The following is an 18,526-nucleotide window of genomic DNA, read 5'->3' on the forward strand; positions in this document are numbered from 1 at the left end:
GAGCTGTCCCAGTTGTGGGACAGGATCGAGGAGATCCGCGCGCTCGGGGCCGAGGTCTATGGCGTCAGCTGTGACAGCCATTTCGCGCAGGCAGCCTGGGCGCGCGAGCTGGGAATCGGCTTCCCGTTCCTCAGCGACTGGAACCGCGAGGCGATCCGCGCCTACGACCTGAGGCTCGACGAACTCGCGGGCTACCGCGACGTGCCAGCCCGGGCGATCGTCATCGTCGATCGCGACGGAACGATCGTGCACCGCGATCGGGCACCGCTTCGCCAGCTGCCCGATGTCGAGGCCGCGCTGGTCGTGCTCCGCTCACGAGCGGCGCGCTGAGCTGGCCGTCGTCGAGACCGTCGGCGCTGTCTCGGCTGGCCACGGCCCCTCGCGCAGCCGGCGGAGAGCTGCCTCGACCAGCCGCCGGGTCGCTGGTGTCGGCTGTCCCACCTTGAGCTGGACCAGTTCAGGCGGGAAGAGAAGGTCGAGCGTCCACTCCATGGCCAGACGGATGCGGCGGTCCCAGCGCGGGATCTGGAGCAGCGCGTAAGTGCGCCAGAGCCACCAGGCGAGGAACCCGGTAAGCGTCACCCGGCCGAGCCAGGCGATGGCATCGTGATCGCCCAGCGTCACCATCATGCCGCGCGTGCGGTAGCGCATCGGCTGGAGCGGTTCGCTCCGCAGGCTGGCCACCAGATTGCGGGCCAAGAGCTTGGCTTGCCGGACCGCGTGCTGGGCCGTTGGGGCATACGGGCGACCGGTCGCCGGATCGATGACGGCCGCGTTGTCGCCGATGGCCCAGACGTTCGGATGACCGGTCACTCGCAGGTACTCGTCGACCACGATGCGACCGCGCTGGTCGAGGGGGAGGCCGAAGCTGCGGACGATAGGGTTCGGTTCCACACCGATCGCGCTCACGATGGTGCGCGACTCGAGGCGCGTCCCGTCGTCGAGGACCACAGCGGCTGGTTCGACCTGAATGACCTTGCGGCCGAGCAGGACCTCGATCCCACGCTGCCGGAGTTCCCTGGCGGCCCGGTGCGCAACAGCGTCCGGGAAGCCGGTCAGCAGGCGCGGCAGGGCTTCCACGAGGACGATCCGCGCGGTATCTGGCTGGATCGCCCGGTAATAGGGGAGCGCGTGCGTGAAGAGACTGCGGATCTCCGCCGCCACCTCCACACCGGTCGGTCCGCCTCCGATCACGACGACGGTGAGAAGCCGGCGTTGCTCGGCCGGATCGGGCTCGATATCGGCCTGCTCGAGGAGGTCGATCAAGTGGTTGCGCAGCGCGAAGGCGTTACTCAGCCGCTGCACATCGAAGGCGTAATCGTCCAGACCAGGTATGCCGTAGGTCGCCGGGACGCCGCCCAGCGCCAGCACCAGATGATCGTAGGGCAACTCGAGTGGGCGCTGGTGGTGCTGGTACAGCCCATGCTGGATCGTCACCGTCTGCCGCTCGAGATGCACACCGGTCAACTCACCGACGTACAGGCGGGCGTGCGGCAGGACGTGACGGATCGAGGTGAGGATCGTTTCCACGCGCAAGCCCCCAGCGATCACCTCCGGCATCAGTGGGTAGAAGACGAAGGCGTTCTCGCGGGAGACGAGCGCGACCTCGACGTGGCCGGCGCGAGCGGCGTGACGCAGCTGATGAGCGGCCGTCACTCCGGCGAAGCCGCCTCCAGCGATGACGATGCGAGCGGGGGTGGTCGGTTCGTGCTGTCGCATCCTGTTTTTCCCAACCTCGTGTGTCGCGGCAGGGCTGGCTGCCGCTCGACGAACCCCGAATTGTAGCGCAACAGAGAGATCAGTTGCGGCTATGCTGTGACGGGAGACCCGGTCCGGCGGGCTCGTCCGCTTCGCGGCGACGTGCCGAGCCGGGGTCGCGAACGAGAGGAGGCGACGGTGGGAGCACGCGGGTTCGGATTGGCAGCAGCGGTCTCGCCTGACGTCATCCGTGGTGCAGCCAGCGCCTGCGAGGCGCTCGGCTATCGCACCTTCTGGGTGAACGATACGCCGGACGGCGACGGCTTAGCGGCGCTGGCCGCTGCGGCTGCCGTGACCAGCCGGATCGCGCTCGGCGTGGGGGTCCTGCCGCTGACGCGGTGGACACCGGAGCGGATCGTCGAGCGGGTGCGCGCGCTGGACCTGCCGCTCGACCGGCTCCGGCTGGGGATCGGTTCGGGGACAGGACCTGGCGCGCTGGAGCGGGTGCGGAGCGGCGCGCTCGCGCTGCGGGCAGCGCTCGCCTGCGAAGTGGTGGTCGCGGCGCTCGGTCCCCGCATGTGCCGCCTGGCCGGTGAGGTGGCCGATGCCGTGCTGTTCAACTGGCTCACGCCGGACCATGTACAGCGCTCGACGCAGTGGGTCGCCGAGGGAGCGCGACGAGCTGACAGACCGTTACCCCGACGCTACGCCTACGTCCGGGTCGCCCTGGGCAGTGCTGCTGTACCCCGCCTGCAGGAGGAAGCGGCGCGCTACGAACGCTTTCCTGGGTACCGCGAGCACTTCGCGCGGATGGGCGTACCGGCGCTCGCGACCGCCGTCGCCGTCGAGCGAGCCGAGGAGTTGGCGGCTGCGCTCGCACCCTGGGAGACGGTTCTGGACGAGACGGTCGTCCGCGCGATCACGGCCGGTGACCGGCTGGATGAGGTGCTAGCGCTCGTCGAGGCAGCGGCGCCCGGCCGTCAACTCGGCTCGGGTGGCCAACTCACCTCCTGACCGGCGAGGAGTCGTTCGACCTGCTCGAGATGGAGCCGGTCGTGTTCGACCAGTTGCTCGACCAGGTCTTCGACCGTGACCTGGCCGAGCCGCTCGTGGATAGCCGGTCGCTCCCAGTCCTTGAGGGAGAGCGTCATGAGCGTGGTCAAGGTGTCTCCGCGCTCGTGTCCTAGTTTGTCGAGCGCCTCGCGCAGCGAGGTCGTCGTTTCCGCCAGCGCACTCAGATCGACAGCCCGGAAGTAGGGGGTGTCCTGCGCGACCATGCGCAGGATCCGCTCCCGCATCAGGGATTCCACTGCGGCCAGATGCGCCACGACACGCGCCAGCTGCGCACGCTGGCCTTCTCCATCGGAACCGGCCTGCTCGAGCAGGGCGGTCAACCGGCGCGGTGTCTCGGCGAGGAGATCGATCAGTTCCTGATAGGGGTGGAGCATGGGCGGCTCCTTCGTGCACCGGCTCAGTGCGGCGGCTCGCTGGCCGGCAGATCGGTCACGTGCCAGGTGAGACCGAACGGGTCGCGGAAGACGAACGAGTGTTCCCCGCTCTCGGCGACGGCGTACCCTCGGACCAGCACTTCGGCGCGGAGTTCCAGGAGCGTTTCGGGGGCGACGCGCAGGCTCAGATGCACGAGCCGGGGCTCGACGAAGACCGTGCCGCGACCAGCGAACTGGAGCAAGAGCTGGAGTGGCCCGTTGCGGAGCAGGACATACTCCGGCACGATGCCGGTCCGCAGAGCAGTGCCCCAGTCGAAGTCGGCTGGCAGATACTCCCAGCCCTGACCCGCTCGCCGCACGCGCCAGACGACTTCCATGCCGAAGAACTCGCGGTAGAACCGCTCCGCTGCTGGCAGATCGGCCACGCGGATGGCGATATGCTGAAGCGCTTCGAGGCGGAGCGTGCGGGGTGCAGGCAGGAGCGGCTCGGTTCCGGGATCCGGCAGCGCGAACGGCAAGCGCCCGCTTCCCGGTGGAGCCGGCACCAGTTCCGCGTGTACCGGTTTCAGTGCCTCGCTCATGCGGCGATCCTCCCCAGCAGCTAGCGGTACCACCCCAGCGTCGCGAGCGCCTGCGTTCCGAGCAGGCCGAGTTGCACCTCGTAGAGCGTCCCTCTGGCCTCCGGATGCCACTCGAAGCGCGCTCGCTCGAAATACTGCACGGTGTATTCCTTCCTGTCGGCCGGGTTCACCTCGCGGAACTCCGGGCTGATCGGCAGCCCGAAACGGGCGAGCCCGCCGTTCTGCTCCCAGTATCGCAGAAAGGCACCGCGCACGACGAACCCTGTCTCCGGGAAGTACCGCTCGTCCGGACCGAGCCGCTCCGGTGGTGGTTCCGGTGCGAAAGACCGGTCGCCGAGCGCCCACCGGCCGAGGTGGGCGAGTTGCACCTCGCTCGGGGTGCCGCGGTACTCCGGCCAGTACTCGAAGCGGGCCCGCTCGAAGAACTGGACTAGCCGCCCGCCGCTCCAGAACGGCTCGGTGAGCGGGTAGCCGAAGGCGGCCAGCCCACCATTCTGCTCCCAGTAGCGCCGGAAGGGGCCGCGCAGCGTGTGCCCCGTCTGCGGGAAGTAGCGCACTGCCGGGTCGTCCGGGCGAGGGACGCGGCTGGTCGGCACCGCTTCGGGACGGGCCAGCTGCTGGTAGACCAGAAATGCCGGCTTGCGCGGCCAGGGGATGGCCTCGCGGCCATAGACCATGCCCGAATCGAGCAGGCGAACCAGCCCCCAGCTGGCATAGCCGTGGCTGGTGCCGAAATCCTCGAACTTGAACCAGAAGACTCGCTCGACCTCGGGTGCTTGCTCCCAGATGAGCGTGTAGACCTGGCGCAGGAACGCGGCCTGCGCGAGTTCGCTCGCTGTCGGCTGCAGGACGCCGGCCGGTGACCAGGCCGGGGGATCGGCCGGCAGTCCCACCTCGGTCAGCCAGATGGGGGTCGTATCGCCGTAGGCGAGCTGGAGCGCGCGCAGCTCCCGCACGACCGCCAGCACGCTTCCAGCATCTGGCAGGAAGTAGGGATGGAGGGAGAGCGCGTCCCAGGGATAGCGACCGGTGCGGTTGCGATAGTCCTGCACCGCCGGACTCTGGTAAACGGCCTCCAGCCACGCCAGGTGCCGGTCACCGTCGGCATGCCGGTCGAAGAGCAGGCTCCCAGCGATGACGCGCGTCGACGGGCTCCGCTGTTTCACCGTCTCGTAGACGTCGACCGCGAGGCGCCCGTAGATCTCGGGGCGGACCGCGTGCACGCGCCCGCCGGTCTCCTCCCACAAGAGCTCATTGGCATTGGGCTCGTTCAAAAGCTCGACCGCGGCAAGCGCCGCGCCGTAGCGCCCAACGATCTCGGCCGTGCGCTCGACGAAGGCCCGGGTATAGTGGTTGCGCCCTTCGCGGTCGGGTGGCTCGTCGATGCGCGAGAAGGCGTAGGTGGGGTCGACGTCGGCCAGGATCCCCGAACCGAGGACCGTCAACACCTTCATCCCGTAGCGGGGCGCGAGGTCCCAAAGATACCAATCGTGCTTGTCCCAATCGATCCAGCCGGGACCCGGTGCGCGGTCGTACTCGGCGTGGAACTCGATCCGCACCCAGCGTGCGCCGAGCGCTGCCATCTCGGCCATCATCGACTCGAGGAAGGCGCGGTTCAGTTCGACTGGATACCGCTCCGGATCGGTGTTGAACTCGTACCAGGGGTCGCGCCCGACGATCCCGAAGAACTCCGGCCAGCTGGCGGGATCGCGCGCGGCTGCTGCTGGCTGGACCGGCAGCGCGAGGCCGGAGAGCAGTGTCGTGGACACCAGGAGAAGCCGCAACCAGCGAGTTGCGAGCACGGCTGCACCCTTCCCTTCCCGTTCGGCAGGCGGCCGCGACGCTGGCTAGGCGAGGGAGCGGGCTCGCCGCCACGGCTCGAGCACGAACCGTTCCAGCGCCTCGGCGACTCCGTCCTCGTCATGCCCCCGCACGACGGCATCGGCCTGAGCCCGCACGTAGTCCGGCGCGTTCCCCATCGCCACGCCCAGGCCAGCGCGGCGCAGGAGGGGGAGGTCGTTCTCGCCGTCCCCCACGGCGAGGACGTCCTCGAGCGTGAGACCGAACCGACGAGCCAGGATCTCCACACCGCTCGCCTTGCTCACGCCCGGTGCGTGCACGTTGGCCACCCAGCGTGGCAAGGCAGGGATCAACTCGAACGGGCCATGGTGATAGACGGGAAGACCGGCGCGGGCCAGGCGGGCCGTGGCGCGCCGCAGGGCGCGCTCCGGACCGAAAAGGTCGATGGTGAGAACATCGGGCAGGTCCACAACGGCCGCGGCGGGCAACCGGTCGAGTTCACCGGTGCGCGGCAACAGCTCTCGCTCGAACTCGGGGAGTGCCGGCAGCGGGTCGGTGACCAGGACGAGCCGCTCCCCACTGGCCAGCCCGCGGAGGGCGAGCGCCCCCAGCCCCTCGCGCTCGGCCTCGGCCAGCGCGCGAGCCAGTGCCTGCCGAGCGAGCGGTCGCTCGGCCAGCGCTTCCTCGCGCTCGGCGTCCCAGACCAGCGCGCCGTTCACCAGGACGAGCGGGAGCGGCAGACCGAGTTCGGCCAGTACCGGACGGGTCGCGCACAGCCTCCGACCGGTCGCCAGCGCGACCGGAACGCCGAGCTGACGACACTCCGCGATGGCTGCCCGCACGACCGGTCGCACGACATCGCTCGGGTCGAGCAACGTACCGTCGATGTCGAGGACGACCATGCGGAAAAGGCGCTGGGTGGAAAGTGGCGGTTCGTGCCGCTCCATCCCGACTCCTCAGCTTCCTCACCGATCCCGGTATACCACAGGATCTGTCAGCGGTCGTTGCGGATTCCTGATGCGGCGTTCTACTGTCCGTGCGACGATGCCGAGACACGGCCGCCGTGTTCCAGAGCCTCGCCACTCGAGTTCCCAGAGAGTGCAGCAGGATGTCGCTTCGTCCCCGGCGCGGAATCCTCCCATCGCTCGGTCAGCTCGGTGCCAGACCGCAGCCGTGGAGGGTCATTCTCGACGAACTGCCCGCACTGGACGACAATCGGGCTCGGTAAGGAGAGAGGAGGCACGCGATGCAACTCACCCGCCACCGCACACCAGCCGGACCACGCTGGGCGCTCGACGGCCGCTGGCTACCAGCTGGTTTCCGGCTGAGCTGGCTTCTCGAGCTGCCGGCGGCCGCGGCACGCCAGGTGCTGGCAGCATTACCGCTCGGCGAGCCGGCGGAGGGGCCGCTCCTGGCACCGCTCGATCCCGAGCAGGAGGTCTGGGCAGCCGGGGTGACCTACTTGCGCAGCCGCGATGCCCGCATGGCCGAGGCACAGGTGAAGGACATCTACTGGCGGGTCTACGAGGCCGAGCGACCCGAGCTCTTCTTCAAGGGGCAGGGGTGGCGGATGGCGGGGCCCGGAGAGCCGGTGCGGGTGCGACGGGACAGTCGCTGGAATGTGCCGGAGCCCGAACTGGCGGTCGTCTTCACCCGCACACTGGAACCCTTCGGCTATACCATCGGCAACGATGTCTCCTCGCGCGACATCGAGGGAGAGAACCCGCTCTATCTCCCGCAAGCCAAGGTGTACGACGGTGCGGGGGCGCTCGGGCCCGGGATCGTGGTGGTCGAGGGGGAGGAAGCGCTCGGCGCGTGCGCGATCGCGCTGGAGATCTGGCGAGAGGGCCAGCTGGTGGTCCAGGGCGAGACGACGACGGAGCGGATGAAGCGTGCTCCCGGCGAACTGGTGCGGTGGCTGGGGAAGGAACTCAGCTTCCCTTGGGGCGGCGTGCTCATGACCGGGACCGGGATCGTCCCGCCCGACGAGTTCTCGCTCCAGCCGGGAGACCGCGTGGTGATCCGCCTCGGTTCCCTCGTCCTCGAGAATCCGGTGGAGTGAGGACGGGAAGGGGTGCCCCGGCGAGCGCACTGCGCAGTCGGCACGGGAGCTCGATCGTTCCGCTGGATACTCGGGAAGGCGATTTTGGACCGGCCTCGTTCTCCCGGGGCCCGGGTGCAGGTGGCTGGGCCGTCACGCCTGGCCAGCGGAGCACTCCGGCGTGCCTTCGCCGGGCGAGCCGGGCGTACGGCGGGAGTTCCCGGCGGTGCGCCGCGGCCCGTTGCCCGGCCTGGGGAGCGTGGAGATCCCTCGCCGAGCAGCATGGCGCCGGCCGCAGCGCTGCCGGCGGAGCGCACCGGGGCGAGCGGTTACAGTGGCGCGGTCGGTCGGGGACGAATCACCGATGATGGCCACGATACCACCGGCAGAGGATGCCCGGGTGCCCGCGCGTGGGCGAGCGCACTTGGCCGCTCACAGTAGCTCGGGAGCGGGGTCGCGCGGGCGGATGGGCGGAGCGGCAGGGCCGACCGACAGCCGCCCGCGCCCGGTGGGACGACGAGCGGGCTGGCGCGCTGGTGCACGATCTGTTCCGGTGTGGCGAGGCCTGCCGCTTTGGTACCGCGCGAAGCTCGGCTCGAGAGCAGCTCCGCGCCGAGCGGGGAGTGTCAGCTGGGCTGGCGCGATGCGGGGGTCCGGCGGCGCGGTCGTGTGGTGAGGCGGAGACGGGCGGCCGGGGCTTTCGGCCCCGGCCGCCCTGCGCGCGGAGTCAGCTACTTCTTGATCCGCGGCTTGACGATGTTGCGTGGATTCCCTGGCCCACTGCACGCCTTCTTCGTCGGATCGCACGGCGTGATCGGTGCGATCGTGTTCGGCGGGCCGCCGGTGCGCGGCTTGCCCGAGCCTCCGCCGCCGCTCGAGCTCGTGCAGTGACCAGGGCCGAGATACCCTTCGTTGAACTGCGCCAGCGTGTCGGCCCAGGCGAGCACCTGATCGCGGCTCGCTGATGACGTGTCTTCGAAGTACGCGGTCGCCGCGTCGATCGCCGCCTGGACGCTATCCGGCGCGGTGGCGCCATTCGCCACGTTCAGGACCGCAGCGATGTACTGGTGGGCCAGGATGTAGTATTCGTCGCCCCGCCGCGGCGGTGTCCAGAGGACCCCGCGCCAGGTCTTGCCGCTGTCGAAGAACGTGGCATCCGGCGAGTACCCCGCGGGCCACGCACTCGGATGGTTCTTCCAGTAGCCCTGCGTGTAGGTGCAGCCCTCCATCCCGCCACCCGGCGTGGTCGGGCAGTCCGGCGCGGTGATCGTCACGGTCGCCGAGGCGGTGTGAGTCTGACCGCTGTCGTCCTCGGTCAGCGTCACCGCGTTGACCAGTTCGACGGTCGCGTTGCAGACCGTGTCGTTGGTGACAGTGATCTCGAGTTGCCCAGTCCAGTCGTCATACACGGTCCAGTTCCACGGTCCGCTCGGCGAGCAGGTGAACCCGCTGGGGCAGGTCAGCGTGTCGGAGATGGTCGCGCTCTCGTCCCGCTCTTCCGGCGAGCTGGGAAGCTTGAAGCTGTCCGAATCGGGCGAGGGGCCGAACTCCTTACCAAGATGCCCCGAATGGTTCGTGATGGTGATCTTGGAGTCCACTTTGTAGGAGGCACCCGCTACCGGCGTGAAGGGGATCGTGTAGGGGTAGCAGTAGCTCTCGCCAGGGCCGAGCACCTCTTTCGAGGAGACGTCGACCAGTTGCCAGCCTACCAATTCTCGATAGGGACCACCACCCGTCTGGTAGAGGAGCCGCACTTGGATCTTGAGATTCTCAGTCGGACGCTCGCCGCCGTTCCTGACGCAGACCTGGCCGGTCACCTCATACGTGTCGACCGGCTCACCGCGGTCGGCAGTGATCGTGAAGGTGACGCTCGCGCTTTGCCCCTTCTCGAGTGTCAGGCTGGTCGGGTCGGCTGTCTTGGTCACCGTCCAATCGTAGTCGCGGTACCAGTGCGGGGTGGCCGTGACGGAGGCGTCTTTGAGCGTCGTCCCAGCTTTGCCACCGCCCTGACCTTGCGCCAGAGCGGCTCCTGGAACGACCAGGGAGACTACCAGGCTGAGCAACACGAGCACCGTCAGCAGTCGTTTCGCCATGGGATTTCCTCCCTTTCTGCACCGTCGGCCTGTCTGGTGCTATCGCCGCCGTGGCGTTCGATCCGTCAGCATCCTGCTCCCTACCGCATCGCCCACCTCCTCGACCCTCGCCCGATTCCTCGGCCGCGGCACCCCCTGGACGTGCCCGGCCAGCGGTCACCCACTGTGCGTCTCTTGCCGTTTCTCGGCCGGTCGCCTGTCCTGGCGGGTCCAGCCGGTACTCGCGACCTACCCGAATGGTACCTGATAGGCTAGTACCAATATACCATATCAACTCGCATTTTGTCCAGATGTCGCTCAGTGACGTGTCGTCTCGCTCGCGGAGCTGGGTCGGCTGAGCGGCCGGCCAGCTGGCCGGGAGGGCACTCGGCTGGCGTCCGCCACGCCGCCGGGTCGAGCCGCGGCCGGTGGAAGCGGGGCGCCGGCTCACCGGCTGGCCGGTTTCGCCCCGGTGGACCCCGGGGCTCGCACGCTCCGGCCGGAGCGTGACTTGACGAGGATACGATCCTATGGGAAAATAAGGCTAGGATCTCCGGTACATTCAGGGGATTGCGCTGCGGAGAGTCGATCGAAGGGAAGGGAGGCCTCACGATGCAATCGTGGAGGGTGCGACCATGGCTCGTCCTCCTCGTCGCTGCCGGACTCGCGGTCCTCGTTCCCGGGCTGGCGATGGCGGATAATGTCGTGGTGACCGGCAACGCGATCCAGATCGTCGAGGGTGTTCGGACGGTCACGATCCCGAGCGGCGGATCGGCGACGGTCAGCTATTACATCGAAGCGACAGGTCCGAGTGAAGGTGACCCTCAGGGCGGCTGCAATGCGAGCGATCGTACGCCGGCGACACTGACCTTCTATGTCGGGAGCACGCAGCTCGGTTCGGGGACGACGCCGGTCGCGGCGAGTCCAGCTTCCCTGAGGTTCACGGCCTGCAGACGCGGCAACACCTATAACGACCAGCAGGTGACCTTTTCCTCCAGCACACCGGGCATTTACGTGATCACGGTGCAAGTCACCGGTCAGGGTTCCTATGACACGAGAAACGCGACCTTCACGCTCGTCGTCCAGGCACCGACAGCGACCCCCACACCGACACCGTCCGACACCACGCCACCGCAGATCACGCCCACCGTCAGCGGCACGCTCGGCAACGGTGGCTGGTATGTGAGCGACGTGACGGTGAGCTGGACGGTGACGGACCCCGAGTCGCCCGTGACCTCGACCAGCGGGTGCGGGACGACGACGATCACGGCCGACACAGCCGGCACGACGCTGACCTGCACGGCGACCAGTGCGGGTGGAACGAGTTCGGCATCGGTCACCATCAAGCGCGACGCGACACCGCCGCAAGTCACGTGCTCACCGCCCGATGCGGACAACTGGTATGGGACGAACGTCAGCGTGCCGTGCTCGGCGAGCGATACCACCTCCGGATTGGCTGACACGAGCCCCGCGAGCTTCACGCTGAGCACGAACGTAGCCGAGGGCCAGGAGACGGCGAGCGCCGAGACGGGTAGCCGGCAGGTCTGCGACCAGGCTGGCAACTGCGCGACAGTTGGCCCCTACACCTTCAAAGTCGACCGCAAGGCACCGGAGGTGAACTGTGCGCCGGAGTCGGATCCCGCCACGGCGGACGGCTGGTATGGGGACAACGTAACGGTCAGCTGCACGGCGAGCGACGGTGGGTCGGGGCTGGCTGACTCGGAGAACGACGCCAGCTTCACGCTGAGCACGGAAGTGTCGCCGGGGGAGGAGACGACGAGTGCTGCGACTGGCTCGCGGACGGTGCGGGATGCGGTCGGGAACGAGACGACGGTCGGTCCCTACACCTTCAAAGTCGACCGCAAGGCGCCGGAGGTGACGCTCAGCTGCCCCAGCGGGCAGATCCTCCAGAACACGTCACGCGTCGTCGCCACGTGGACGGCGAGGGACGGCGGGTCGGGCGTGGCTGGGAACGACTCGGGTGAAATCGCGCTCGATACCAGCCAAGTCGGGGTCCGGACTGCCACACTTCCGGCTGGTTCCGTGCGGGATCGCGTGGGCAACGAGAGTGCCGCGGTGAGCTGCACCTACACGGTCATCTACCGCTGGAGCGGCTTCTTCCAGCCGGTCGATAACCCGAACGTCTCGAACGTGGTCAAGGCCGGTAGCGCCGTGCCGGTCAAATTCTCGCTCCATGGCTTCCAGGGGATGGATATCCTGGCCGGGGCTCCCCAGGTGGTCTTCGTCAACTGCATGACTGGGCCATCGGATGCGATCACCGATGCCAGCACGGCTGGGAACAGCGGCCTGCACTACGATGCGACTACCGACCAGTACATCTACGTCTGGAAGACCGACCGTAACTGGGCAGGGAAGTGTGCCAAGCTCGTCGTGACGCTCAAGGACGGGACATCGCACGAGGCGTGGTTCCGCTTCACCCGCTGAGCTTTGCCTCGCTGACCGACGCGCGTGACCGGGATCGGGTTCGATCCCGGTCGCGCCATCCGTGCCCGTCGCGCTTCCGACTCTCCCGGCAGGCACGTCAGTCAGCCAGCTCGCCGGAACCGACTCGCGAGCGGTCGCATCCGGCTCGCTCGGCGGGACGAGCGGCCGAGATCGAAAGCACAGAAGCGGCGCCGGTTCGCTACCGGCGAGCGCTCCCTCGCTGGACCGGTCCATCTGTTCCTGACTGGACGATCGAGCTGTCGGTTCCGAGCCGGCTGACCTGCCCGCGACGGCTGGAGCATCGCCCATTGCCGCTACCCTGCGGGTACCGCTCCGATCCCGCTCCTCGGTCGCTCGGCCGGCGGTCTGGGAGCTGGTTTTGCCCGCATCACGGCCTGGCCGACCGGCGCGACTGGGCGGGCAGCTGGCTCTCTTCGATCAGCTGCGCTGCCGTGTCGACGACCCGGTTACTGACGCGTGCTGCCTTCTTCCGGGATTTCGATCAGCTCGGTCAGGACGCCGTGACACGACTCGTGGTGGATGAAGGCGACCGGCAAGCCATGCAGGCCGATCACTGGCTCGCGGTGGATGAGCTGGAAGCCCTGCTCCTCGAGCTGGCGCAGGGCCGCGCGGATGTCGCGCACCGCGTAGGCCACGTGGTGGAGTCCGCCACGCCGCTGGAGGAAGCGTCCGAGATCGGAATCCGGGTCCTTGGGCTCGAACAGCTCGACGTGCCCCTCGCCACCATGGAAGAGCGCGATCCGGGTGTGCGGGTAGTCCGCGATGCCGTCGAAGGTGAGCCCCAGCTTCCGGTAGGTCTCGATCGCTGCATCCAGGTCAGCGACGACGATCCCGACGTGGTGAAGCCCGATCACCGGCACGGGTACCATACCCCGATACTCCCCTCGCTCGTGCGGCCGATCGCAACGCACTGCGTCCGGTGCGTAGCAGGTTCGAAGTATAGCAGTGAACTCACTGCGTGGCGCCGCGACTCCCCGTCCCAGCCCGGCGGACCGGCACGTTGGCGACCAGGCGGTCACCGCCTTCGCCACGCACGATCGTGATCTCGATCCCCTGAGGCTCGATCTCCAGGTGACGGGAGAGGATCTCGCACATCTCGCGGCGGATCGCCTCGAGGACATCGGGCGTCAGCTTGACGTGGTCGTAGACCAGGACCTCGACCAGGCGTTGCTTGGCGATCTGCGCGCTGCCGCGCGGCGTCCGGCTCGTGCTGCGACCGAAGAGCGCGTCCAACCAGCCCATGCAGTCTCCCTCCTCTGGTTCAGGCGCGGCTACCGAAGCCGAGCGCGCGCAGCATGCGTCGCCAGACCCCATCCGGTGTGTCCAACGGCTGGAACGGCACCTCCTCGCCGAGCAAGCGCGCGGCGATATCGCGGAACGCCTGACCGGCCCGCGAGTGGGGATCGAGCGCGACCGGCTCGCCCCGGTTGGTCGCCGTGACGATCGTCTCGTCGGCCGGCACCACCCCGATGAGCGGGATGGCCAGGATCTCCAGGACGTCCTCGACGGAGAGCATGTCACCCCGCCGGACCAGTTCCGGATCGATCCGGTTGACGATCAGCCGCGGGGGCGGGAGCTCGGCTGCCTCGACCAGCCCGACGATGCGGTCGGCATCGCGGACAGCGGAGACTTCCGGATTGGTGACGACGAGCACCTCGTCGGCGCCAGCGATCGCGTTGCGGAAGCCGCGCTCGATTCCCGCCGGCGAGTCGATCAGGACGAAGTCGAACTGCTGGCGCAGTTCCTGGCAGAGGGCGCGCATCTGCTCCGGCGAGACGGCCTCCTTGTCGCGGGTCTGGGCGGCAGGGATGAGCGCCAGGTTGGTCAGCCGCTTGTCGCGGATGAGCGCTTGCCGGAGTCGGCAACGGCCCTCCACGACGTCGACGATGTCGTAGACGATCCGATTCTCGAGTCCCAGCACAATGTCCAGGTTGCGCAACCCGATATCGGCGTCGACCAGCACGACCGCTTTGCCGCGGGCGGCCAGTGCCGCCCCCACGTTGGCCGTCGTGGTCGTCTTGCCGACTCCACCCTTGCCCGAGGTGATGGTGATGACCCGGCCGTTGCGATCCTGCTGTTCCTCCACCGCACCCCTCCTCCTGGCGCACTACCAGGCTAGCGTCGTTCGATCCGCCAGGGCTCGATCACGATCTGCCCATCGACCACCCGTGCCAAGGCTGGCGCATCCAAGAGCTGCCCGCCGCGATCAGGTGCGCGGGCCACCAGATTGGCGATCCGCAGCTGCATCGGCGCCAGGCGGAGCGCCGCGATGACGGCGTCGGTGTCGCCGTGTCGTCCGGCATGGACCGTCCCGCGCACCACGCCCCAGACCAGGACGTCCCCGCCGGCGACCACCAGCGCGCCCGGATTGACGTCCCCGATCAGGACGAGATGCCCCTCGGCTTCGACCGACATGCCGGAGCGGAGCGTCCGGCGGAGATAGGTCGCGCTTCCATCGGGAGTTTGTTCGCTGTCCGGCTCGATCAGGCGCAAGCGGCGGGCTGGTTCGGCGGTCTCCGTGCGGAATCCCCAGCGCTCCAGCCGCTGGCGCACGTCACTGGTGGCGGCACCGATCGCCTGGATCCGGATTCCGTGGCGATCGAGGAGCTGCTGGAGCGCAGCGATCTCGTCCAGGACCGGCTCCCGTTCGGAAAAGTCGAGCGTCAAGGCGGCACCGCGGAAGAAGCTGGACCGTGACTCGAGGAGATCGCGGACCTGCTCGAGCACCACCGCGAGGGGGGTGGCGCGCGGCAACAGGAGGCGGACGCCGTCCTGGGTTCCACGCACGCGGACCGTCGCTCGTGCTCGTTCGTCGTCGAGCATCGCCTACCCTCTCGCTCCTGTTTCCGGGCTGATCCGTCCGAAGTAGGTCGCCAGGATCCGGTCAGCGACCGGGACAGCGAAGGTCGCGCCCTCTCCCCCATCGCGGATCAGGACGAGCACCAGCACCGCTGGGTCGTCGTAGGGAGCGAAGGCGGTGAACCAGGCATGCGCCTTCTTGTAGCGCCCGTTCTCCGCCTCGCCGTACTCGGCTGTCCCCGTCTTGCCGGCGATCGGGATGTCGTCTCCCGTCAGCACGAACTTTCCTTTCGCCGTCCCATCGGTGACGGTGCGGCGCATGCCGCGGCGGACCGTCTCGAGATGCTCGGGCGCGATCGCCAGCTGACGCGCCGCTTCCGGCTCGAACCGCCGGACCACCTGCCCACTCGCGTCGCGCAGTTCGCGGACGATCCGCGGCCGATAGTAGGTCCCCCCATTGGCGATGGCAGCCAAGGCACAGGCCAGCTGCAACGGCGTGCAGGCCAGGTGTCCCTGGCCGATGGAGACGTTTATAGTATCTCCGACCGACCAGTACTCCCGCAACGTCTGGAACAGCCAGCGCGGGTTCGGCACCAGGCCGTCGGCTTCGCCGGCGAGCTCGATACCGGTCGGTTGCCCGAAGCCGAACACCTGGCGCAAGTACTGCTCGATCCGCTCGATCCCCAGTCCGACGAAGTAGTGCTTGGCCGGGTCACCGGGGATGTAGTAATGGAGCGGCTCGCTGCCACCTTCCGGCGTTTGGCCGGGCGCCCCGACGTTGTAGAAGAACACGTTGCAGGATTGGGCGATCCCGTCGAGGACGTCGACCTCACCGTGCCCGCTGGCCAGCCAGCAGACGTAGGTGTTGCCGCCTGCCTCGTCCCAGACAGTCGGCACGCGGATCGCTCCCCGGCAGGTGAAGGTGCTCGCCAGCGTGATGACCCCTTCCTGCAGCCCCGCGCAGGCGAGAAGCGGCTTGACGGTGGAGCCGGGCGGGAACTCGCCGCTGATCGCATAGTTGACCAGCGGGTGGAAGGGGTCGTCGAGGAGCGCCTGGTATTCTGCCTGGCTCAGGCCATGCACGAACTTTTGATTGTCATAGGTCGGCAGGGAGACCAGTGCCAGGACCTCGCCCGAGCGCGGATCGAGCACGATGGCCACGCCGGACCCGACCGGATCGCGTCCTTTTTCGCGGGCAGCGCGATCGGCAGCGCGGATCCCTTCGGCCAGCGCCGCGGTGACGGCCTTTTGCAGGGTCGAGTCGATGGTCAGCACCACGGTGAGTCCCGGGACCGGCTCGCGCCGTCGCTCGACCAGTTCACCGACGATCACGTTGCGGGCATCGACCTGCACCCAGCGTCCCCCGTGCTGACCGCGCAGGGCGGGTTCCATCGCTTGCTCGACTCCGCCACGCCCGACGCGGTCATCGGGACGATACGGATTGGCCGGACTGTCGCCGCCCGCTGCGTCGTATTCTTCCTTGGTGATTGGCCCGACGTAGCCCAGGATGTGCGCGAACTCCGGCCCCGCCGGGTACTCGCGGACGAGCTTGTCGTCGCTCACGTGGATCCCGGGGAGAGCAGCCGGGTTCGCTGCCAGCGTGAGTGCGAGTTCGCGCGGGATGTCGTCGGCGAGCACGACCGGTACGGCGCTCCCCGCTGCCGACTGCGCCAGGTAATCGAACCGGTTGAGGACATGCACCCCTGGGAGGCGCTTGGCTTCCTGGCGCAGGGCTGCGGCTTCTTCCGGTCGGAGCTTGTCGCGCACGATGACGTACTTGCGGTCCTTGGGGGCGGAAAAAACCAGCCCTGCCAGGTCAGCTCCGGGCACACCGAGCACCGTGCCGAGTGCGTCGAGAACCGCCCGCTCCTCGCCGGGTGGCAGCGCTGGCCGGTGCACGACTAGGACATCGTCCAGTCCCAGAGCGGCGACGATCTGGTCCCGCACCTGCCGGTACGTTGCCTCGTCGTCGGGGAGTTCGGCGGGGACCAGCCACACGGTCCAGCTCCGTCGGTTCCGGGCGAGCACGGTGCCGTTGCGATCGACGATCAGTCCGCGCGGGGCGCGCAAGGGTTCGAAGCGCACCATGCTGCCCTGAGCGGCTGCCTGGTAGCGTGGGCGCTCGCGCAGCTGCATGATGCCGAGCTTGGCCAGGACTGCGCCGAAGCCGAGCACCATCGCGCCGCGCAGCAGGAACACCCGTCGCGTCATCCGCTCGTCGCGCGTCGGTTCCGGTTCTTCTGGTGGCGCGATCGACTTCGGCGCGGGAAGATCGAGTCCGCGCCGGGCCGGCCTAGTGCGCACGCCTGACCCCCAGACGTCCAGCGAGTAGGACGATGCCGTAGACCAGCGGGACGGCGATCAGGTTGAGGATGCCGACCAGCATGGCGGTCACTCCCGCGTCCAGCCAGGCTTCCCAGCGAGCTGGCCAGTGGACGAAGAGCAGGATCGCCCGGTAGCCCAGCGTGAGTCCTCCCACGATCCCCATGAGCGGGAGGAGGGCGCTCCGGTAGATGCTCTGCCGTGCGGCTGTTCCGGCCAGCACGGCTGGGACCAGCGCCAGGAAGTGCCCACCGAGCGGGCTGGCCGCGAGCAGATCGAGCGCCAGCCCCCCCATCGCTGCCCAAAGGAATCCAGCGCGCATCCCTTCCAGGGCGCTGGCGACCAGGACGACTCCCAGAACGAGATCAGGGAACAAGCCGAACGGCGTGACGCGCGGCAGGACGAGCACCTCCAGCGCAGCTGCCCCGAAGAGGAAGATCGTGATCATGATCTGCTGCACTGCGCTCCACCCCTGCGCCGGTCTCGCGCCAATCGTACCACGCCTGCCTCAGGCTCCCGGTGGGCGAGCCGTCTGGAGGACGCGGATCTGCGCCTCGGCTCCCGGCATGCCGCTGTGCTCCAGTGCCTGGATCGTCCGCTCGACCGGATAGGGAACGCGCTGAAAGCGGGCGCTCCAGCTCGTCCCGTTCCACTCCAGGAGCGCGTAGGCGGCGCGCTGGTCGCCATCGAAGGGCAGGCCGACACTGCCCACCGCGACGACCAACCGGCTACCGATCTGCCAACGGGCTTGCTGGTGGATGTGCCCGTAGGCGAGCGCTGCTCCACCGCTCTCGTCGAGCAGCGCGCGCAGTCGCTCGGACGGGGCATCGGGCGGGACCACAGGATGCGGGCTGGACGGTGTGGCATGGACGATGACCAGCGCCGCGCCGGTCGGTGCGGGGACGACGAAGCGGAGCGGCAACGAGGCGAGATAATCGATCTGCTCGCTGCGTAGTCGCTCGACGCACCAGGCATACCGAGCAGCGAGGGTGGAACTGGCCAGATGGTCGAGGCGGGGGTCCTCCACCGGCGTGGCGGGCGGACGGCCGGTCGCGACCGCGACCAGGAACTCGTCGGTGTTGCCGCGGACGGCTGGGATTCCGCGCTGGCGGAGGAAATCGATGCATTCGGCTGGCCAGGGGCCGCCGAAGGCCGCATCACCGGCCATCACCACGAGATCGGGCGAGTCCTGTTCGATGGCCTCGAGGACTGCCTCGAGCGCTGGCAGGTTCCCGTGCGTATCGGACAGAACGGCGACGCGCATACCTCACCCTCCTCGCTGCGTTGCTCATCCCGTAC

Annotated in this window: 17 protein-coding genes; 4 read left to right on the forward strand and 13 right to left on the reverse strand. The window is 68.6% G+C overall.

What is annotated here, in order from left to right:
* Positions 1 to 3 precede the first annotated feature (3 nt).
* Positions 4 to 330 carry a redoxin domain-containing protein gene (locus tag TRD_RS08925; RefSeq protein ID WP_081433461.1) on the forward strand — a complete coding sequence of 109 codons (327 nt, stop codon included), beginning with the start codon at positions 4 to 6 and terminating at the stop codon, positions 328 to 330.
* Here the strand turns inward: TRD_RS08925 and TRD_RS08930 are convergent.
* The gene (locus TRD_RS08930) at positions 313 to 1,719 is read right to left on the reverse strand and encodes an NAD(P)/FAD-dependent oxidoreductase (protein ID WP_015922854.1); all 1,407 of its coding nucleotides are present in this window, start codon (positions 1,717 to 1,719) and stop codon (positions 313 to 315) included. The genes TRD_RS08925 and TRD_RS08930 overlap by 18 nt on opposite strands.
* A gap of 177 nt (positions 1,720 to 1,896) precedes the next feature.
* Between TRD_RS08930 and TRD_RS08935 the strand changes: the two genes are divergently transcribed.
* Positions 1,897 to 2,712 (forward strand): LLM class flavin-dependent oxidoreductase, encoded by an 816-nt coding sequence (locus TRD_RS08935; protein WP_015922855.1) that lies wholly within the window; start codon positions 1,897 to 1,899, stop codon positions 2,710 to 2,712.
* On the opposite strand, the gene TRD_RS08940 is transcribed toward TRD_RS08935, so the two are convergent.
* From TRD_RS08940 to TRD_RS08955, 4 genes are read right to left on the reverse strand one after another with little or no spacing between them, the layout of a single operon-like run.
* Positions 2,679 to 3,146, reverse strand: a complete 468-nt coding sequence (locus tag TRD_RS08940; RefSeq protein ID WP_015922856.1) for a DinB family protein — start codon at positions 3,144 to 3,146, stop codon at positions 2,679 to 2,681. The genes TRD_RS08935 and TRD_RS08940 overlap by 34 nt on opposite strands.
* Positions 3,147 to 3,169: 23 nt before the next feature.
* A complete protein-coding gene (locus TRD_RS08945) occupies positions 3,170 to 3,727 on the reverse strand; it encodes a VOC family protein (protein WP_015922857.1) in 558 nt (185 codons plus the stop codon).
* A 20-nt stretch (positions 3,728 to 3,747) separates the two neighbouring features.
* Positions 3,748 to 5,529, reverse strand: coding sequence for a glycosyl hydrolase (locus TRD_RS08950; RefSeq protein WP_015922858.1), 1,782 nt, complete (start codon positions 5,527 to 5,529; stop codon positions 3,748 to 3,750).
* A 45-nt stretch (positions 5,530 to 5,574) separates the two neighbouring features.
* Entirely contained in the window at positions 5,575 to 6,474 is a 900-nt protein-coding gene (locus tag TRD_RS08955; RefSeq protein ID WP_015922859.1) for an HAD family hydrolase, read from the reverse strand.
* A gap of 299 nt (positions 6,475 to 6,773) precedes the next feature.
* Here TRD_RS08955 and TRD_RS08960 point away from each other — a divergent pair, with 299 nt between their 5' ends.
* Positions 6,774 to 7,589 (forward strand): fumarylacetoacetate hydrolase family protein, encoded by an 816-nt coding sequence (locus tag TRD_RS08960; protein WP_015922860.1) that lies wholly within the window; start codon positions 6,774 to 6,776, stop codon positions 7,587 to 7,589.
* 710 nt (positions 7,590 to 8,299) lie between these two features.
* Here the strand turns inward: TRD_RS08960 and TRD_RS13770 are convergent.
* Positions 8,300 to 9,661, reverse strand: coding sequence for a hypothetical protein (locus tag TRD_RS13770; RefSeq protein ID WP_015922862.1), 1,362 nt, complete (start codon positions 9,659 to 9,661; stop codon positions 8,300 to 8,302).
* Between the two features lie 591 nt (positions 9,662 to 10,252).
* Between TRD_RS13770 and TRD_RS08975 the strand changes: the two genes are divergently transcribed.
* Entirely contained in the window at positions 10,253 to 12,085 is a 1,833-nt protein-coding gene (locus TRD_RS08975; protein WP_015922864.1) for a PxKF domain-containing protein, read from the forward strand.
* Between the two features lie 467 nt (positions 12,086 to 12,552).
* Here the strand turns inward: TRD_RS08975 and TRD_RS08980 are convergent, their stop codons facing one another.
* The 7 genes from TRD_RS08980 to TRD_RS09010 all read right to left on the reverse strand — a co-directional run bounded on the left by TRD_RS08980 (position 12,553) and on the right by TRD_RS09010 (position 18,491).
* Positions 12,553 to 12,975 (reverse strand): VOC family protein, encoded by a 423-nt coding sequence (locus tag TRD_RS08980; protein WP_015922865.1) that lies wholly within the window; start codon positions 12,973 to 12,975, stop codon positions 12,553 to 12,555.
* An 82-nt stretch (positions 12,976 to 13,057) separates the two neighbouring features.
* Complete coding sequence (gene minE / locus TRD_RS08985; protein WP_015922866.1) at positions 13,058 to 13,348, reverse strand: cell division topological specificity factor MinE; 291 nt, start codon at positions 13,346 to 13,348, stop codon at positions 13,058 to 13,060.
* 19 nt (positions 13,349 to 13,367) lie between these two features.
* Positions 13,368 to 14,192: a septum site-determining protein MinD gene (gene minD / locus TRD_RS08990; protein ID WP_015922867.1), complete on the reverse strand. Its 825-nt coding sequence runs from the start codon at positions 14,190 to 14,192 to the stop codon at positions 13,368 to 13,370.
* Between the two features lie 29 nt (positions 14,193 to 14,221).
* Positions 14,222 to 14,929, reverse strand: a complete 708-nt coding sequence (gene minC / locus TRD_RS08995; protein ID WP_015922868.1) for a septum site-determining protein MinC — start codon at positions 14,927 to 14,929, stop codon at positions 14,222 to 14,224.
* 3 nt (positions 14,930 to 14,932) lie between these two features.
* Positions 14,933 to 17,209, reverse strand: coding sequence for a penicillin-binding protein 2 (gene mrdA, locus TRD_RS09000; RefSeq protein WP_015922869.1), 2,277 nt, complete (start codon positions 17,207 to 17,209; stop codon positions 14,933 to 14,935).
* Positions 17,199 to 17,687: a rod shape-determining protein MreD gene (gene mreD / locus TRD_RS09005; RefSeq protein ID WP_015922870.1), complete on the reverse strand. Its 489-nt coding sequence runs from the start codon at positions 17,685 to 17,687 to the stop codon at positions 17,199 to 17,201. The genes mrdA and mreD overlap by 11 nt, the downstream gene beginning before the upstream one ends.
* 48 nt (positions 17,688 to 17,735) lie before the next feature.
* Complete coding sequence (locus tag TRD_RS09010) at positions 17,736 to 18,491, reverse strand: metallophosphoesterase family protein (protein WP_015922871.1); 756 nt, start codon at positions 18,489 to 18,491, stop codon at positions 17,736 to 17,738.
* Positions 18,492 to 18,526 lie beyond the last annotated feature (35 nt).

Source organism: Thermomicrobium roseum DSM 5159, assembly GCF_000021685.1.
GTDB classification, from domain to species: Bacteria; Chloroflexota; Chloroflexia; order Thermomicrobiales; family Thermomicrobiaceae; genus Thermomicrobium; species Thermomicrobium roseum.

Bases quoted from the DNA above. Each gene is read 5' to 3' on its own strand.
- TRD_RS08940 (WP_015922856.1), bottom strand. From the start codon at position 3,146: ATGCTCCACCCCTATCAGGAACTGATCGATCTCCTCGCCGAGACACCG.
- TRD_RS08960 (WP_015922860.1), top strand. From the start codon at position 6,774: ATGCAACTCACCCGCCACCGCACACCAGCCGGACCACGCTGGGCGCTC.
- TRD_RS09010 (WP_015922871.1), bottom strand. From the start codon at position 18,491: ATGCGCGTCGCCGTTCTGTCCGATACGCACGGGAACCTGCCAGCGCTC.
- TRD_RS08945 (WP_015922857.1), bottom strand. From the start codon at position 3,727: ATGAGCGAGGCACTGAAACCGGTACACGCGGAACTGGTGCCGGCTCCA.
- TRD_RS08955 (WP_015922859.1), bottom strand. From the start codon at position 6,474: ATGGAGCGGCACGAACCGCCACTTTCCACCCAGCGCCTTTTCCGCATG.
- TRD_RS08975 (WP_015922864.1), top strand. From the start codon at position 10,253: ATGCAATCGTGGAGGGTGCGACCATGGCTCGTCCTCCTCGTCGCTGCC.
- TRD_RS08980 (WP_015922865.1), bottom strand. From the start codon at position 12,975: ATGGTACCCGTGCCGGTGATCGGGCTTCACCACGTCGGGATCGTCGTC.
- minC (WP_015922868.1), bottom strand. From the start codon at position 14,929: ATGCTCGACGACGAACGAGCACGAGCGACGGTCCGCGTGCGTGGAACC.
- TRD_RS13770 (WP_015922862.1), bottom strand. From the start codon at position 9,661: ATGGCGAAACGACTGCTGACGGTGCTCGTGTTGCTCAGCCTGGTAGTC.
- minE (WP_015922866.1), bottom strand. From the start codon at position 13,348: ATGGGCTGGTTGGACGCGCTCTTCGGTCGCAGCACGAGCCGGACGCCG.
- TRD_RS08930 (WP_015922854.1), bottom strand. From the start codon at position 1,719: ATGCGACAGCACGAACCGACCACCCCCGCTCGCATCGTCATCGCTGGA.